The sequence below is a fragment of the Bradyrhizobium sp. LB11.1 genome (assembly GCF_040549385.1).
Taxonomy (GTDB): Bacteria; Pseudomonadota; Alphaproteobacteria; order Rhizobiales; family Xanthobacteraceae; genus Bradyrhizobium.
The window spans coordinates 192379-209199 of the sequence record NZ_JBEPTH010000011.1 but is presented as its reverse complement, the minus strand read 5'-3'; the positions used below and the strand labels follow the sequence as shown (position 1 = coordinate 209199).

At 61.9% G+C, this 16821-nt stretch carries 12 protein-coding genes and 1 riboswitch; of the genes, 8 read left to right on the top strand and 4 right to left on the bottom strand.

The genetic code is table 11. The features are described 5' to 3' along the window. Positions 1 to 12 precede the first annotated feature (12 nt). Positions 13 to 981, bottom strand: a complete 969-nt coding sequence (locus ABIA96_RS26715; protein WP_354140020.1) for a S8 family peptidase — start codon at positions 979 to 981, stop codon at positions 13 to 15. A 100-nt stretch (positions 982 to 1081) separates the two neighbouring features. Beyond that, complete coding sequence (locus ABIA96_RS26710; protein WP_354140019.1) at positions 1082 to 2701, bottom strand: recombinase family protein; 1620 nt, start codon at positions 2699 to 2701, stop codon at positions 1082 to 1084. Between the two features lie 747 nt (positions 2702 to 3448). Between ABIA96_RS26710 and ABIA96_RS26705 the strand changes: the two genes are divergently transcribed. Together ABIA96_RS26705 and ABIA96_RS26700 are read left to right on the top strand one after the other, a co-directional pair. After that, positions 3449 to 3715: a hypothetical protein gene (locus ABIA96_RS26705; protein WP_354140018.1), complete on the top strand. Its 267-nt coding sequence runs from the start codon at positions 3449 to 3451 to the stop codon at positions 3713 to 3715. Between the two features lie 66 nt (positions 3716 to 3781). Beyond that, positions 3782 to 3955 carry a hypothetical protein gene (locus tag ABIA96_RS26700; protein WP_354140017.1) on the top strand — a complete coding sequence of 58 codons (174 nt, stop codon included), beginning with the start codon at positions 3782 to 3784 and terminating at the stop codon, positions 3953 to 3955. A 608-nt stretch (positions 3956 to 4563) separates the two neighbouring features. Here the strand turns inward: ABIA96_RS26700 and ABIA96_RS26695 are convergent. Then, on the bottom strand, positions 4564 to 5901 hold the full coding sequence (locus ABIA96_RS26695) for a hypothetical protein (protein WP_354140016.1): 1338 nt from the start codon (positions 5899 to 5901) through the stop codon (positions 4564 to 4566). A 258-nt stretch (positions 5902 to 6159) separates the two neighbouring features. On the opposite strand from ABIA96_RS26695, the gene ABIA96_RS26690 reads away from it, so the two are divergent. Then, complete coding sequence (locus ABIA96_RS26690) at positions 6160 to 7410, top strand: multidrug effflux MFS transporter (RefSeq protein WP_354140015.1); 1251 nt, start codon at positions 6160 to 6162, stop codon at positions 7408 to 7410. A 429-nt stretch (positions 7411 to 7839) separates the two neighbouring features. Here ABIA96_RS26690 and ABIA96_RS26685 read toward each other — a convergent pair whose 3' ends face one another. Further along, positions 7840 to 9450: an ABC transporter substrate-binding protein gene (locus tag ABIA96_RS26685; protein ID WP_354140014.1), complete on the bottom strand. Its 1611-nt coding sequence runs from the start codon at positions 9448 to 9450 to the stop codon at positions 7840 to 7842. 268 nt (positions 9451 to 9718) lie between these two features. Here ABIA96_RS26685 and ABIA96_RS26680 point away from each other — a divergent pair, with 268 nt between their 5' ends. The 5 genes from ABIA96_RS26680 (at position 9719) to ABIA96_RS26655 (ending at position 16808) form a co-directional block, all read left to right on the top strand. Continuing rightward, the gene (locus tag ABIA96_RS26680; protein WP_354140013.1) at positions 9719 to 10849 is read left to right on the top strand and encodes a M20/M25/M40 family metallo-hydrolase; all 1131 of its coding nucleotides are present in this window, start codon (positions 9719 to 9721) and stop codon (positions 10847 to 10849) included. Between the two features lie 95 nt (positions 10850 to 10944). Beyond that, a riboswitch (glycine riboswitch) is annotated at positions 10945 to 11049 on the top strand. A gap of 485 nt (positions 11050 to 11534) precedes the next feature. Beyond that, positions 11535 to 12476: an ABC transporter permease gene (locus tag ABIA96_RS26670; RefSeq protein ID WP_354140012.1), complete on the top strand. Its 942-nt coding sequence runs from the start codon at positions 11535 to 11537 to the stop codon at positions 12474 to 12476. Positions 12477 to 12492: 16 nt separating this feature from the next. Continuing rightward, positions 12493 to 13380 carry an ABC transporter permease gene (locus tag ABIA96_RS26665; protein WP_354140011.1) on the top strand — a complete coding sequence of 296 codons (888 nt, stop codon included), beginning with the start codon at positions 12493 to 12495 and terminating at the stop codon, positions 13378 to 13380. A gap of 125 nt (positions 13381 to 13505) precedes the next feature. Then, on the top strand, positions 13506 to 15155 hold the full coding sequence (locus tag ABIA96_RS26660) for an ABC transporter ATP-binding protein (protein ID WP_354140010.1): 1650 nt from the start codon (positions 13506 to 13508) through the stop codon (positions 15153 to 15155). Between the two features lie 147 nt (positions 15156 to 15302). Then, a complete protein-coding gene (locus ABIA96_RS26655) occupies positions 15303 to 16808 on the top strand; it encodes a M81 family metallopeptidase (RefSeq protein WP_354140009.1) in 1506 nt (501 codons plus the stop codon). The last annotated feature ends 13 nt before the right edge of the window (positions 16809 to 16821 follow it).

Below are 16821 nucleotides of genomic sequence, written 5' to 3'. Positions count from 1 at the left end.
GCTCTCCGTCAGTTAGAGCTGGACGAGTCCGTTACCGTGATCAGCGGAAACGAAACCGGTCATAGCCGGATTCTGGTTCGCTTGCTTTCGCACCATCTGCAATAGGTGGGAAGCGTTGCCAGCGTAGCTTGGATCTGACTTAAGCTTTGCTATCAAACCGCTGGCGTAAGCAGCCGCAAAAGACGTGCCGTTGTAGGACGCGCCATTACTTGTCGACCCGACCGATTCTGCTCCCGAACCGCCCGGTGCGAAGAACAAACTGCCGTGAGCTGCCTGCTTGTGGTCTACGTTGCCGTAATTGCTGGTTGAAGATCTTGTTGCCGTGCTATCCAGCGCACCGATGGCAACAGCCTCGCGAAACCGAGCCGGATAAACTAGCGGGTTGACACCGCCGTTACCGGCAGCTGCCACGATGAGCGTGTCCTGGCTGACCTTGGTCAACTGGCGAAGCGTCCCTTCAAACACAATTGATCGCGAGGAATGAGATTGCCGTCCGCACTGTGCACAATTTCTTGAACGCAGGCCGAACGCGAGGCTGAGGTTGATCACATCTGCAGACTCATCGTCGCAAAGGGCCGCGAGCACGTCCCATTCGGTAATGGGCTGTGTCCCTTTCACCACCTTGTAAATCAATAACTCCGCCCTTGGTGCCATGGCATGAATGATCTCTGCTACGGCTGTGCCGTGCCCTCTGTGGTCGTCGACGTCGGTAGGATTGGCCGGATCAACAATATTCGTCCTCGATTTCGGCGTCATGCTTGCCGACGACGAAAGTCCGGAGTCGACAATCTTCACTTTCACCCCGGTGCCATCACCCGCACTTAGACTTTCGCGCATCAGATCGCGATATGCCGCGTTGTGAGGCCCAAAAGTGAAAGTTAAGCCACAAGGTTCGAGCAGATTGTTAAGCGATACGGCGAAGCTTTGGCCTTGCTTCCCCCGCCCCCGAAATATCGCGCTATCAGCTGCGACATCCACCATACCTCGTCCCCCTCAGGCATACGAAGGAGCAGATATTCGAGATTGAATTTGGGGTCTCTTTTCTGGAGCGGGTGGATTGCCGCTGGGCTTGCTGCCGCTCTCAATTGGTTGGTGCGGCACGGATGGTTCGGCTTTTAGATGCATGCCTGCGAAGTGATCCCCTTAATTGTCCTTTTACGGCGGCGGCCAAGGCCTTCACCGTCCCGACACGTGTCGCCCCGCGCTCGTCGCCCCGAGCGGAGAAACGGAGATAGCGCCGCGTCAACTTTGCCGCCGGCAAGAGGAGGTAATCCATGATCGCGCGGTTGGTCTCATTGAGCCGCATTATTACCAGTAAGCCCGACTGATCTCGCCTGCGATAGACGCGCCAAACCGGAGCGTGGTTCGGACGCCTCTTCGTCTGCCTCGCTATTTGGATATGGATGCGGGCTTTGCCGTCGACCACCAAAGAGGCCTTTCCCTTGTCGACACAAACTTTCTTCCCCACCATTTGCTTCAGCGCTACCTTCAGCTCATTGGCCTGCGTTTCCACAACGTCCAACCAATGTTGCTTACTGTCGATCCAGTCACAATCGCGAGGCGACGTGTAGCCGATCATGTCGAACGCCTTTCGCAGCGTCCCGAAATGCATGATGTAACACGCCACGCTCGGCATACCTGGTGCGGCCTTGATGACGCTGCTCGTCAACTGGCCCTTGCGCTTTAGAAGCAAGCGCAGCCGCTTGAGCATCTCGTCTTCGGAGACGCTGACATAGCGGTCAGCCATGATCTTCTGGGCTTCCGCAAAAATGTCTCGATCAACAATTGGTTCGGTAACGAGGTCACTCCGAATCCAACGGTCGAGAGGATTGTTGACAAGCTTCTGCCCGAGCCGCCGAGACGTTCGGTTATAAACGATGTGGCCGATGTAATTCTCATTGCAGAGGATCCGATGAATCATCCCGTCGGTCCACGGCCGATCGTGTTGGTTGGCGATGCGCCCCTGGTTAAGTTCGCGCGCGATGGCGATGTCAGTTTTCTTCTCGGCAACGAATTGGTGGAATATCCACCTGACGATCGTTGTCTCCTCGGGCGACCCCAGAGCCAGGCGCACACGATCGGTTTTCAAGGACTTCGCTTCGCCCTTCTCCAACCGCCCCTTCGAACGCCGGTCTTCGCCGACCAGAGTTCGGTGCACTCCAAAAGTGGGAGGACCCCCGACCCGGAATCCGAGGCTCGCGACCCGGGACTGTCCCGTGTGCACCTTGACTGACAGCTCCCGACTGAACTCCGCGGCCATTACGCGCTTGATGTTCTTGACGATGCTCGAAAGCAGGCTGCCGTCGTTGTCAAATTGCTCGGCGCAATAAACGACCTTGATGCCGTTCTGCTTGCAAATGAATTCGTAGTGGGCGCTTTCATCGACATCCTGAAAACGTCCCCAGCGGCTTACGTCGTAAACAAGGACATGATCGAAGTCCGCACGACCCAATCGCACATCCTCTATAAGCTCCGTCAACCCTGGCCGCGTCCTGATGCGCAGGCCACTGCGGCCTTCGTCCCTGTAGGTATGAACGATTATGAGATTGTGCTGCTGAGCGTAAGCGGCGATGGCAGCAGCTTGGTTCTCAATCGAGTAGCGTTGATAGTCGGTAGACATTCGAACGTATTGCGCCGCGTGAAGCGCTTTGATGCGCTTCGCCAAGTCGGTGCCATTGCGTACGACAAGCGCGTTGGCCATTGGGCTCACCGGCCATTCGGAACAAGGCTTTGGAAGTCTCCGAACAGATGAACGCGATTACCGAGGTTTAGTTGCTTGTTATGGTGCAGAACCGGGCGTGGCCTTCGGCCGGGCTTCAGGGCTTCGCCCGGAGCCGATCAGATCTCCGTCAATTAAAAGCTAGGTCGTCTCCGCCCTGCGGGCTGTAATCCCTCACGCAAGCGGCCAGCTCACGCCCCGTCGTTCAAGCCCTGCCTTCGGCACCCTGCGGGCAAGGGGCTTGAGCGCCATGTCGCGAGCCGGCAAGTGGTCTGGCATGGTTTAAGCCGACGTGTCGGCTTAGGCCGCAGCGGCTAAGGCGCTAGCCCACACCTTTATTGAAATCGATGATCTCCGGCCAATTTGGTCGGGGATCGACCCAGCCCACGCTGCCACATGCCGTACATTTCAGGTGGGCGCAGATATCGTACCAGCCCAGTCAGGCAGCGTGTCGAGCGACAGCGCCGCATGGTGCCAGCAGCGAGGCCGTGGATCACGGTCAGGCGGCCCTACGCAGTAGACGAGGACCGTTTTGAACCCCGCGGCTTTTGCAGTCGACGGCCGACCGATCGTCCAGTAGTGCAGCCGTGCATTGGGTTTACGACGCCAGGGCATTCTCCATCTGAGCGGCTCATCAAGCCTGACGCAAACAACGCCACGGGTTGAGACCGGAACAGCCGACGGCTACTGTCCGTGGCGGATGTTGATAAGTCAGGTGCAGTCGACCACATGAAACTCAGCGAAGTTCAGCAGCAGGCGATTCAGGCACGCATGAGCTTGATTGTTGGAGCGCAGAATTTCGACCGGCTATTCCTCGGGGCCGCTTTTGAGGAGGTCGCCGACTGCATCCTATACATGTCAGCCCGCACCGAAGCCCTTGCCGGCGAGATCGAAGAGCGGTTCGCGCTGCACCTCTCGATCGTCGCCGGGCAGATTACCGGCTTGCCGGTGGAGTTCGTGCAGGTTATGCCACTCGACCTCCGGCAGAAGGGCTAGCCTTTGCCCTGGAGCCGAAAATTTGACGATCCGATCGTGCTACCCGATGGGAGGAAGCTGGTCACCTTGAAGGATGCGGCCAACTACATCATGAAACTATCGAAGGCAGCGCACAAAAGGCCGGAATGGCAAACCGCCACGACGGTACTGGTCATGGCGGCCGAGGATCGAGGGCCGATCATGCACGCTCGCATCGGCATGATGCAGGCATTGTCAGCCAACCGCCCTGGACGCAAATAAGCGACGGGAATGTCCTACAGCTTTGGTGTGTTGTTGCTTGGGAGTTGCCCTCACAGCCTGCCAAGCCAATCTCCCGCGCGACTGGCAGCGGCAGAACCGAAACGGCATGTTAGGATCGACTTGCCGCAAGGCACATGGTCGCAACGTCAGAAAAACCAAAGAAGAAAGCGAGAACCATGAACCTTCGTGGCACACTCGCCTTATTGCTGGGCCGGTTGAGAGTCTTCCTCTCGATCAGCATCAGTCGATAAAGCAACAGGGGCCGTTTGGAGCGGCCCCTGTCTTCGCCGAAAAACCAATTCCGAAAGCGATAAGGAGTCTATGAGTCCAGCAAGTGTATACGTCAAGGAATTATCTACGCCGCGAGGCGAACTGGTCCAGAAGCCCCATGCATTATTTGCAACACTAGCGACTGCACGGAAGGGCATACAGGTTTCGCCAGCTTAAGACTCGTTTAAGATGACCGAGCTTCAATGCCAAGCGGCTCGATTCGGCCTCTTCAGCGCGAGAAATCGGGAAGCTGTGGAGTTACACAAGAACTTACACAGCGATGATACGGCCGAAAATAACTTAACGATTTCAACGAACTTAGCTAGACCACGTAGGACTTAAAATCCCTCGGTGCGCAAGCGCCGTGCCGGTTCGACCCCGGCTGCCCGCACCATTTGAGCTGACGACGCCGACTGCGCCCACAGCATGATCCAGAAGCAGGCGAGCGCGACCGCGAGCTGGATAAAACCGCCCTCGATCGCATTCCCCGTGATCGAGACCAGCGTTGGAACGGCAACGCCGATGATCAGGACGGCTGCAAGGGCCGCGGCCGGAAGATCGACGATGAGAACGGCGGCGTAGACCGCTAGTTCGAAGAAGGCATATTCCTTGAGACGCGGCGCGCACAGATAAAGTCCATACATCGCGAGCACTGTGATCCGCATCGCTGCTTGCGGGTGATCGATCAGCCAGCGGTCGAGGCGTATTGGCAACGATCCCTCATTGTCGTGGATCGCACGCAGCAGCAACCAGCCGAGCGGCGCCAGTACGAACGCGGTCGCCGCCAGCGCATAGATGGCAAACACGATCGGCTTGCTCTCGGCAAGTCCAACGCGGTCCAGGATAGTTTGCGCCAGCATCAGCAGCGACGGATTGGTTCCATCGATCTGGACCGAATGCTGATCGGGGATCCCTCCCGTGATCGAGAGCAACCAGCTCGACATCAGGTCTGGATGGACCGCGATCGAGACCAGGATCGGGAGCACGAAGCTGAAGCCCGCCACCATGATCAGGACGAACTTCCGCCGACGCGGCAGCGGCAAGAGATAAAGCGCGGCCAGCACCGGGCAGAACACCAGCTTGAACGACATCACGAGACCGAGCAACGCGGCGCCAGCGACACGAGCGATGTCATGTCGATCGTCGTGTCCCGCGGGACGAAGCAGAAGCGCAAGCGCGGCGGCGGTCAGGATGCCATCCAGGACCGCAAAATTCCCCGAGGCCAAAACCCATTCGAAGCCGACGAAGGCGCCGAGCGCGCAGAGCCCCCTGAGCCCGACGTCACGCAAGCTGCGTGGCCGGCCAAGACCGGGCAACAGCAGGCCGCAAAGCAAGGCGAGGACGAGAAAGACGCCCCTGTGATGACCCACGAGAAAGCCGCCCGCGCACAGAGGACGGAAGACATCCAGCGTCGCCGGCAGATAGGGATAGGAAAGCTTGGTCCCCTTCAGATTTTTCACGTAGTACGGATCGAGCCCATCGACATGCGCATCGACGGCGGCGCAGTTGACGCGGACGTCCCAGCCGTAATTCATATTGAGCGCGGTATCGTTGGCGAGATTGCCGAGCACCAGCACCGCCACCAGCGCGATCAGGCAGGCAAGCCAGGCGTTGCGCTTGCCGGCCATCTCGGCCGGCGGTCCCGACCATCGTGCTGTTCCGGTGATGTCGGACACGTCTACCCTGCCTGTTCCCTAAGTTCCCTCTGCGCCGCCTGATCCGGCGCCCGGTTAGACCACATTGGACAGGATGCGTTGCGGATTCATCTCCCCGATGCACCGTTGCCGCTGTCATGGTGAACCCCTGGTTTCCAAACCGCGTGTCTTCACCATCTGTTGTCCGTCCCCCGACCCGCCTGACAGCCATCCCGAAACATGGGTTGTGCGATGCAGCATGGACATTAGATATGGCCTCTGAAATCAGGGGTGAGCTGCTTGTCCGACGTCAATGCCGACGACTGGGTGTCTTCCGGACACCGTCCGATGGGGTTTCCCGAATTTGTTGTCGTGATCGCGTCCATCATGGCGCTGAATCCGCTCGCGATGGACATGATGCTGCCGGCACTGCCCAATATCGGGGCGGCCTTTGACATTCCCAACGCCAACCATCTGCAGCTCGTGCTGTCGACCTTCCTGATCGGCTTCGGCGCCGGCCAGTTCGTCATGGGTCCATTGTCGGATCGGTTCGGGCGCCGGCCGGTGCTGCTCGGCGGCATGGCTGTCTATGCTGTGGCGAGCGTGCTGGCGGTGGCGGCGCCCTCATTCGAGACGCTGCTGCTCGCCCGCGCGCTTCAGGGCCTCGGCACCTCCGCGACGCGCGTGATCGCGACCTCGATCGTGCGCGACTGTTATGCCGGCCGCCGCATGGCGAGCGTGATGTCGCTTGCGATGATGATTTTCATCGCCGTGCCCGTGATCGCACCCTCGTTCGGACAGGCGGTGCTGCTGGTCACGCAATGGCGCGGCATCTTCGTCGTGCTGATGCTCTATGGCGTGCTCGCGCTGGCGTGGAGCGTGTGGCGGCTTCCGGAGACGTTGCCCGAGACCGAGCGCAGGTCGCTCGCGCCGGCCGACGTGCTCTCGGCCTTCCGCCAGACCGTCACCAACCGGCAGACCATCGGCTATGCGACGGCCGCCGGAGCCGTCATGGGCGCGCTGTTCGCCTTCGTATTCTCCGCGCAGCAGGTGTTTACCGGGATCTATCACCTCGGCCGCTATTTTCCGCTCGCCTTTGCGGCGATCGCGGCCGGCACAGCCATCGCAGGTTTCCTCAATGCCAGATTTGTCGGCACGCTCGGCATGCGCGTGATCTCACATGGTGCGTTGACGCTCTACACCGCGGTGGCCGGCGTGATGCTGGTGACCGAGATCCTCGGCGTGCTGCCGCTGCCCCTGTTCATGGTGCTGTCGGCGCTGATGATGTTCTCGTTCGGCATGATGGTCGCCAATTTCACCGCGCTCGCGATGGAGCCGCAGGGCCGCATCGCCGGCACCGCCTCCTCGCTCTACGGCTCGATCACGACGCTGATCGGCATCGTGGTCGGAACAGTGATCGGCCAGAGTTTTGACGGCACGCTGCTGCCGTTCTCGATCGGATTCTTTCTGTCGACGCTTGCAGCGCTCGCGATCGTTCTGGTGGTGGAGAAGGGACGGCTGTTCAAGCCGCATCATCGCCCCATCGTGTGAGGAACTTCGCAGGCGCCTCGATGTTGTCCTGCAGCATTTTCGAAAGGCCACGTCATGGAACCGAAACGCAACGAAGCCGATCACGCGTCGGAACCGACAGAGGCGCAGCGGAAGGCTGCTGGCGCAAAGCAACCCGCCTTCACACCGCCCTTCGCAAGCGAAGGCCTTGAACGTCTCCGCGACAGCCACTGCTGAGAGGCGCCCTGATCCGGACTGCACTTGCTGGCGCTGAAATCCTGCACTGCGCTTTCGGGCGATGCGCCGCGGTTCGCACGCGGCAAATAGCAATGATGGGAATCGGAAGACTTGAAGGCTCCCCGGCTCTCGCTGACACAGGGCAACCAAAGAAAACGGCGCCGCTCATGACAGCGGCGCCGCGTGATAGCAAGGGAAAGGTGCAGGATGCACCTTTCCCTAAGCCGACCTGTCTTACTCGGACTTGTCGATGTTCCAGAACACGGGGGTCGCCGGGCCGTCGAGCACGCCGGACAGCGACTTCCGCCATGCGCTCGGCGCCAGGTACTGGCCGAGCGGCACGTAGATCACCTGGTCATAGGCTTCCTTCTGGATCTCGGTCGCGATCTTCTTCTGATCGTCGAGCGAGCCAGCGCGGACGAAGTCGTCCTTGAGTTTCTCGATCTTGGCGTCTTCCGCCCAGCCGAACCAGCCGCCCTTCTTGCCCTGGCCGCCGATCGAGAGATTGGAGATCGGGTTGGACACGTCGGCGCTGACCCAGTTGGTGAAGAACATGTTCCAGCCGCCCTCCTTCGGGGGCTTCTGGCTGGCGCGACGACTCACCACGGTCTGCCAGTCGGTCGCTTGCGCATCGACCTTGAAGCCGGCCTCGCGGAGCAGTTGCACCGCGACCGTCGGCTGCGCCTTCAGCGTCACGACGTCGCCGGGCACCATCACCACGACGGGCGTGCCGTCATAGCCGGACTCGGCGAGCAGCTTCTTGGCTTCCGCCATGCCGTTACCCTTGACCAGCGATTCCGAACCGACATCGGTCGCGAACGGCGTGTCGCAGATGAAGAAGGCGCCGCAGATCTTGTAGTATTTTGGATTGCCGACCAGCGCGTCGAGCACGTCTTTCTGGTTCATCGCCAGGAAGGCCGCACGACGGATCTTCGGATTGTCGAAGGGCGGATAGAGGAAGTTCATGCGACCGAGAGTTTGGTAGCCGAACTTGTTGAGCGTCTCGACCTTGAGATCGGCATTGCCCTCCAGTATCGGCAGCAGATCCCACGGCGGCACTTCCATGAAGTCGATGTCGCCCGATTGCAGTGCGTTCACCGCCGTCTGCGAGTCCGGCATGGTGATCCACTCGACGCGGTCGACCTTCACCACCTTGCCGCCGGCAGTCCAGCTCGACGGCTCCTTGCGCGGCACGTAGTCGGTGTTCTTCTCGTAGACCGCCTTCACGCCGGGCTGGAATTCGCCCTGCACGAACTTGAACGGACCCGAGCCGATCTGCTCCGGGATCTGCTTGTCCGGCGGCGTCTCGGCCAGGCGCTTCGGCATCATGAAGGCCACGCGCGACGATGGCTTGCCGATCGAGTCGAGCACCAGACCGTAGGGCTCCTTCAGCTTCAGCGTGATGGTCTTGGCGTCGGTCGCCTCGATGCTGGCCGTGAAGGTCATCATCTGCTGGCCCATGCCGTCGACGGCGGCCCAGCGCTTCAGCGAGGCGACGCAGTCTTCCGCCGTCACCGGCGTGCCGTCATGCCACTTCAGGCCATCGCGCAGCGTGAAGGTGTAGGTGAGCTTGTCGTCGGAGATCTTCCAGTCCGCCATCTGCGGCTGGATCTTGAAGTTCGAATCCGTCGCGATCAGTGTGTCATAGACCATGTAGCCATGGTCGCGCGTGATGTAGGCAGTGGTGAAGATCGGATCGATGATGCGCAGATCCGAGTGCATCACCGCGGTGATGGTCTTGCCCGCTGCAAACACCGGTGAGGCGATTGCAGTTGCGAGCGCGAAGACCGACAGCGCAAGTTTGGAGGCGAACGCGCGACGCCCCCGGCGCATCAAGCTCAACATAGAAAGTTTCTCCTGACGTGAAACTGTTCAAAGGCGGGTTATCGGTTGAGCATTCGGTTCGTTCTTTAGGCGAACTAACCTCATGCAATGCCTTTATCTTTCGAGACTTGCAGACAGTCTTGAGCGCGTCAATCCGGTTTCGGTGCAGCCCATGGCATCGCACGCACGGGCTCCACAAAGATCGGTTTGGCTCTACAACTCTCCCCGCTTATCCTGCTCGCGCTGATGCAATGCGCGTTCCAACTTTCGAAGCTTGAGAGACATTGAGATGAATCCAGCCAATCTTCCCTTCGATTCCGAGGCGATGCTCGAGGGCCTGCGCACCTGGGTGGAGTGCGAGAGCCCGACCTGGGACGCAGGCGCGGTCAACCGCATGCTCGATATCGCAGCGCGGGATATGGCCATCATGGGTGCGACCATCGAGCGCATCGCCGGCCGTCAGGGCTTTGGCGGCGTCATCCGCGCCCGCTTCCCGCATCCGCGGCAAGGCGAGCCAGGCATCCTGATCGCCGGGCACATGGATACCGTTCACCCGGTCGGCACCATCGAGAAGCTGAAATGGCGCCGCGAGGGCAACAAGTGCTACGGCCCCGGTATCTACGACATGAAGGGCGGCAACTATCTCTCGCTGGAAGCGATCCGGCAGCTGGCGCGCGCGTCCTTCACCACGCCGCTGCCGATCACCATTCTGTTCACGCCGGACGAGGAAGTCGGCACGCCCTCGACGCGAGACATCATCGAGGCGGAGGCAGCGCGCAACAAATACGTGCTGGTGCCCGAGCCCGGCCGTGCCGACAACGGCGTCACCACCGGACGTTACGCCATCGCGCGATTTAATCTCGAGGCGACGGGCCGACCGAGCCACGCCGGCGCGACATTGTCTGCGGGGCGCTCGGCGATCCGCGAGATGGCACGGCAGATTCTGGCGATCGACGCGATGACGACGGAGGACTGCACCTTTTCCGTCGGCGTCGTGCATGGCGGACAGTGGGTCAATTGCGTTGCAACGACCGCAACCGGCGAAGCGCTCTCCATGGCCAAGCGGCAAGCCGATCTCGACCGCGGCGTCGAGCGAATGCTGGCACTATCAGGTACGGCGAACGACGTGACCTTCAAAGTCACGCGCGGCGTGACGCGGCCGGTGTGGGAGCCGAATGCCGGCACCCTGGCGCTGTATGAAAAGGCGCGCGGCATCGCCAAATCTCTCGGCGCGGAATTACCGCATGCGAGTTCCGGCGGCGGCTCCGACGCCAACTTCACTGGCGCGATGGGAATTCCGTCGCTTGATGGCCTTGGCGTGCGCGGCGGCAATGGCCACACGCTCGAGGAGTTCATCGAGGTCGATAGCCTGGTTGAACGCGGGCGCCTGATGGCGGGACTGCTGGCAACGCTCGCGTAAACTGAAACGACTTCGCACTGCACAACGCATTGGCAGCGGCGGTTGAAATTTAGCCTTGTCTAAAAAAAAGACGCATCGTACTGCTCGATGGTCCACGCGATCATGCGGGAGAGATCGCAACGAAAGCCTCTGGCTTTCATTGCGGCGCCGGCGGAGCAACCGCCCCGGAAACTCTCAGGCAAAAGGACTGTATCGTCCGGACGATCTGGAGAGAGATGGCACGATTCTGCCCGCAAGCACCTGTTCGAGATCGTGACGCGTGAAGGCATCGATTTCGATCTCGAACGCCGCGGCATCCTCCACATCTATCGCGACAAGAAAGACTTCGAGTCCGGGCTGCGCGTCAACGCACTCTTATCGTCGACTGGGTGCGCAGCAATTTTCCGGCGGTCGAGACATCTCGCGTTATTCCCTGGGCCGGGCTACGGCCGATGATGCCCAACATGATGCCGGTGGTGCGCGCCCCTCACTCCACGGAGAACTTGCGGTTGAGCGCGGGATACGCCGTGCATCCTGAATGGTTGCAAATCGATGCGGGGCAGCCCTTGCGACCGCCCTGCCCTTGGCACACAATTTGCCCCGAGAGGACGGGTCTTCCAGCCCGAGCGACAGGCGCGCATGATAGACACGACCGAATCCACGGGCGCCTCTCGGCCCCACACATTCCGCAGCCGGAGATAGGTGCATGTTAGGTTATCTCATTCGCCGCGTTCTGGCGGCGGTGCCTGTGATGGGTGTCGTGGCGCTGTTCGTGTTCCTGCTGCTGCGGCTGACGCCGGGCGATCCCGCCGCGATTCTCGCCGGCGACAACGCGACGCCGGAACGGCTGGAGCGCATCCGCGCCTCGCTCGGTCTCAACGAGCCGCTGATCGTGCAGTTCATCACCTGGGTCGGCAAGCTGCTGCACGGCGATCTCGGAACGTCCCTGATCTCCAACCTGCCGGTCATGAAGATGATCGGGCAGCGCGTCGAGCCGTCGATCTCGATCGCGCTGTCGACCATCATCCTCGCCGTCGTCGTCGCCGTTCCCCTCGGGGTCATCGCGGCCTGGAAGCACGGCACCTGGATCGACCGCTTCGTGATGGGCCTCTCCGTACTCGGCTTCTCGGTGCCGGTGTTCGTGATCGGCTACGTCCTGATCGAGGTGTTTGCGATCGACCTGCACTGGGTGCCGGTGCAGGGCTTCAAGAGCATCTCGGCCGGCTTCGGCCCGTTCTTCGAGCGCATCATTCTGCCGACCTGCGCGCTCTCCTTCATCTACGTCGCGCTGATCGCGCGCATGACGCGCGCGGCGATGCTCGACGTGCTCGGTGAGGACTATGTCCGCACCGCGCGCGCCAAAGGCATCAACGAGGTCGCAGTCATGATGCGGCACGCACTGCGCAACGCCGCCGTGCCCGTGATCACCGTGATCGGCACCGGCTTTGCGCTCCTGATCTCCGGCGTCGTCGTTACCGAGAGCGTGTTCAACATCCCCGGCATCGGCCGCCTCACCGTGGATGCGGTGCTGGCGCGCGACTATCCGGTGATCCAGGCGATGATCCTGCTGACGTCACTGATCTACGTCGTCGTCAATCTCCTGATCGACGTCGCCTACACGCTGCTCGATCCCCGGATCCGGTACTGAGGCAAGGATAGCAACAATGTCGGTCGATACCCTTCCCCAGTCCTCCATTCCGATCACGTCGCCGCTGCGGCCGCGTTTCGGCTTCCTCACCTCGACGCCGATCATCGCCACGGCGACGGTGTTGCTCGCACTGATCGTGCTGATCTCGATCCTGGCGCCGCTGATTGCGCCGCATGATCCGATCCAGCTTGCGCCATCGCAACGTCTGAAGCCCGCATCCGCTCAATTCCTGCTCGGCACCGACGCCTACGGCCGTGACCTGCTATCGCGCGTCATCTATGGCGGCCGCATCTCGCTGCTGATCGGCATTGGCTCGGCAATCCTGTCGATCGTCATTGGACTCGCGATCGGCCTCGTCTCCGGCTTCTTCAAGATCATCGACTCGGTGCTGATGCGCGTCATGGACGGCCTGATGGCGATGCCGAGCATTTTGCTCGCAATCGCCGTGGTCTCGCTGTCCGGCGCCAGCATCTGGACCGTGCTGATCGCGATCACCATCCCCGAGATTCCGCGCGTGGCCCGCCTGGTGCGCTCGGTCGTGCTTTCGGCTCGCGAGGAGCCTTACGTCGAAGCCGCGATCTCGGTCGGCTCGTCGCTGCCGAAGATCATGTGGCGGCATCTGATGCCGAACACGATCGCGCCGCTGATCGTCCAGGGCACCTATGTCTGCGCCTCCGCCATCCTCACCGAGGCAATCCTCTCTTTCCTCGGCGCCGGCATCTCGCCGGAGACGCCGACCTGGGGCAACATCATGGCCGAGGGCCGCCAGTATTTTCAGCTCAAGCCGACGCTGATCTTCTGGCCCGGCCTGCTGCTCTCGATCGCCATTCTCAGCATCAACCTGATCGGCGATGCCGCCCGCGACGCGCTCGATCCCCGCATGAAGCAGCGGGAGGGCAAGTGATGATCGCCGGCTTTGCCCCACGTTCCGTCATTGCGAGCGAAGCGAAGCAATCCAGTCTGCCTCTGCAGAAAGGTTTCTGGATTGCTTCGTCGCTTCGCTCCTCGCAATGACGTCGGAGTGACCTGATGACCAACCCTATTCTCGACATCAACAACCTCGTCGTCTCCGTCGGCAAGAAGCCGGGCGGGCCGAAGATCATCGACGGCATCTCGATCCAGGTCAGCAAGGGCGAGACGCTCTGTCTCGTCGGCGAAAGCGGCTCGGGCAAGTCGGTGACCTCGCTCACCACGATGGGCCTGCTGCCGAAGGGCACGCTGGTTCCGACCAGCGGTAGCGTCAAGCTCGTCGGCGAGGAGATCCTCACCGCGGCCGATCGCCGCCTGCGCCAGCTGCGCGCGACGCAGATGGCGATGATTTTCCAGGAGCCGATGACCGCGCTCAATCCGGTCGTGCCGGTCGGCCGCCAGATCGACGAGGTCCTGCGGGCCCACACCGATCTCGACGCACGAGCGCGCAAGAAGCGCATCCTCGACATGATGGAGCAAGTGCGCCTGCCCCAGGTCGAGCGCATCTTCGCCTCCTACCCGCACCGCCTCTCCGGCGGCCAGCGCCAACGCATCATGATCGCGATGGCGCTGGTGCTGGAGCCGAAGCTGCTGATCGCGGACGAGCCGACCACCGCGCTCGACGTCACCACGCAGAAGCAGATTTTGACCCTGATCCGCGACCTCCAGCGCGATCACGGCACCGCGGTGCTGTTCATCACCCACGACATGGGCGTCGTCGCGGAGATCGCCGACCGCGTCGCGGTCATGCGGCAGGGTCGCCTGGTCGAAACCGGTCCGCTTGAAACCGTGCTGCGCAACCCGACGATGGACTACACCCGCAATTTGCTGGCGTCGGTTCCGAGCCTGGTGCCGCGGCCGCCACGCGAGGAGAGCAAGGAGCCGGTCGTGCTCGAGGCCAACGACCTCAGCAAGGTTTATAAGGAGCGCGCCTTCTTCGGCAAAGGCCGCGAGGTCGTCGCCGCCGACAAGGTCACGCTTACGCTGCGCAAAGGCCGCACGCTCGGCATCGTCGGCGAAAGCGGCTCCGGCAAGTCGACGGTCGCGCGTTGCATCGTGCGCCTGATCGATCCGACCTCCGGCGGCGTGCGGCTCGCCGGCCGCGAGATCTCCGATATCTCGCGCCGCCTGCTCCAGCCGCACCGGCAGAAGATCCAGATCGTGTTCCAGGATCCCTACCGCTCGCTCAACCCGCGCGTCACCGTCGGCGAGAGCATCGCGGAAGGTCCGATCAATTACGGCACCTCGCATGCCGATGCGATGAAGCGGGCGCGCGAACTGCTCGAGCTCGTCGGCCTGCCGGCCGACGCGGTGTCGCGCTATCCGCACCAGTTCTCCGGCGGCCAGCGCCAGCGCATCGCGATCGCGCGCGCGCTCGCGCTCGATCCGGATGTGCTGGTGGCGGACGAAGCGGTCTCGGCGCTCGACGTCTCCGTGCAGGCGCAGGTGCTGGAACTGTTCGACGAGATCCAGAAGCGGCTCGGCATCGCCATCCTGTTCATCACCCACGATCTGCGCGTCGCAGCGCAAATCTGCGACGACGTCGTGGTGATGCAGCACGGCCGCGTCGTCGAGCAGGGCCCGGCCGCCGAAGTGCTGACGCATCCGCAGGAAGCATACACCAGGGCACTTCTGGATGCGGCACCCGGGCGCGACTGGGACTTCGCGAACTTCCGGCCGGCGTCGGAAGGTGCGGCGGCCACGGCATAAGTCTCTCCTCCCGTCATTGCGACGGTGACCGGGGCAAGCATTCCCAAAACAGCTTGAGGCCATGCATGGCGCGAGTGCTTCCCACCTTGCTCTTGCCTCAGCGGCGGGGCTAACGTCCCGCATTCCTGATCGACTGGATTGGAATTGATGACACGTATCGCCGTCGGCGGCTTCCTGCACGAGACCAACACCTTCGCGCCGACGAAGGCGACTTTCGCGGACTTCCAGCATGGCGGCGGCTGGCCGGCGATGACTGAAGGTGCCGACGTGCTGAAAGTGATGCGGCGCATCAATGTCGGCCTCGCCGGTTTCGTCGATAGCGCTGAAGCCAACGGCTGGGAACTCGTTCCGACCATTGCCTGCGGTGCTAGCCCATCCGCGCACGTCACCAAGGATGCCTTCGAGCGTATCGTGAGGGTAATGGTCGACGGCATCGCGGCTGCCGGCCCGATCGATGCCGTCTATCTCGACTTGCACGGCGCCATGGTGACCGAGCATCTCGACGACGGCGAAGGCGAGATCTTGGCGCGCGTGCGCCGCGTCATCGGCAAGGACATTCCGCTGGTCGCGAGCCTTGACCTGCACGCCAACGTTACGCCCGCAATGATGGAACACGCGGATGCGCTGATTGCCTACCGCACCTATCCGCATGTCGACATGGCTCAAACCGGCCGCGCCTCCGCAAAGCACCTCGCGCTGCTGCTGAAGACGAAGCAGCGTTTCGCAAAGTCGTTCCGGCAATTGCCGTTCCTGATCGCGATCAGTTGGCAATGCACCAATGACTTTCCCACCAAGGGCATCTACGAAAAACTGGCCGCGCTTGAGAGCGACGCGGTTCCGACACTCTCTTTCGCGCCGGGCTTCCCCGCCGCCGATTTTCGCGATTGCGGCCCGAGCGTGTTCGCCTACGGAAAGACGCAAGCCGACGCCGATCGCGCAGCGGACGCGATCGTCAAGCTGATCGAAAGTCACGAGGACGATTTTGACGGCAAGATCTGGTCGCCCGATGACGGCGTGCGCCACGCCATGGAACTTGCGAAGAGCGCGAACAAGCCGATCATCATCGCCGACACCCAGGACAATCCCGGCGCCGGCGGCGATTCCGACACGACAGGCATGCTCCGCGCGCTGGTGCGCAACAAGGCCAGCGCGGCGACCGGCGCGATCTACGATCCGGTCTCGGCCAAGGCCGCGCATGCGGCCGGCGTCGGCGCCACCATCACGCTCTCGCTCGGCGGCAAGTCCGGCATTCCCGGCGACGAGCCCTACACCGAGACCTTCGTCGTCGAAAAGCTGTCCGACGGCCGCTTCATCGCGCCCGGTCCCTATTATGGCGGCCGCGAGATGGAGATGGGCCCGTCCGCAGCCTTGCGCATCGGCGATGTCCGCGTCGTCGTCTCCTCGCACAAGGCGCAGCTCGCCGATCAGGCGATGTATCGCTATGTCGGCATCGAGCCGACCGCAGAGAAAATTCTGGTCAACAAGAGCTCGGTGCATTTCCGCGCCGATTTCGAGCCGATCGCGGAAAAGCTGATGATCTGCGCCGCGCCCGGCGCGATGCCGGCCGACACCGCTTCGCTGCCCTGGACGCGCCTGCGGCCGGGCATCCGTATCAAGCCGAATGGCCCCGTTTTCACGCCCCCTTCACGCTAACCGGACAGGTCCC

Coding starts and splice junctions, on each gene's coding strand:
- ABIA96_RS26715 (WP_354140020.1), bottom strand. CDS start 981: ATGGTGGATGTCGCAGCTGATAGCGCGATATTTCGGGGGCGGGGGAAG.
- ABIA96_RS26660 (WP_354140010.1), top strand. CDS start 13,506: ATGACCAACCCTATTCTCGACATCAACAACCTCGTCGTCTCCGTCGGC.
- ABIA96_RS26665 (WP_354140011.1), top strand. CDS start 12,493: ATGTCGGTCGATACCCTTCCCCAGTCCTCCATTCCGATCACGTCGCCG.
- ABIA96_RS26710 (WP_354140019.1), bottom strand. CDS start 2,701: ATGGCCAACGCGCTTGTCGTACGCAATGGCACCGACTTGGCGAAGCGC.
- ABIA96_RS26680 (WP_354140013.1), top strand. CDS start 9,719: ATGAATCCAGCCAATCTTCCCTTCGATTCCGAGGCGATGCTCGAGGGC.
- ABIA96_RS26670 (WP_354140012.1), top strand. CDS start 11,535: ATGTTAGGTTATCTCATTCGCCGCGTTCTGGCGGCGGTGCCTGTGATG.
- ABIA96_RS26655 (WP_354140009.1), top strand. CDS start 15,303: ATGACACGTATCGCCGTCGGCGGCTTCCTGCACGAGACCAACACCTTC.
- ABIA96_RS26685 (WP_354140014.1), bottom strand. CDS start 9,450: ATGTTGAGCTTGATGCGCCGGGGGCGTCGCGCGTTCGCCTCCAAACTT.
- ABIA96_RS26705 (WP_354140018.1), top strand. CDS start 3,449: ATGAAACTCAGCGAAGTTCAGCAGCAGGCGATTCAGGCACGCATGAGC.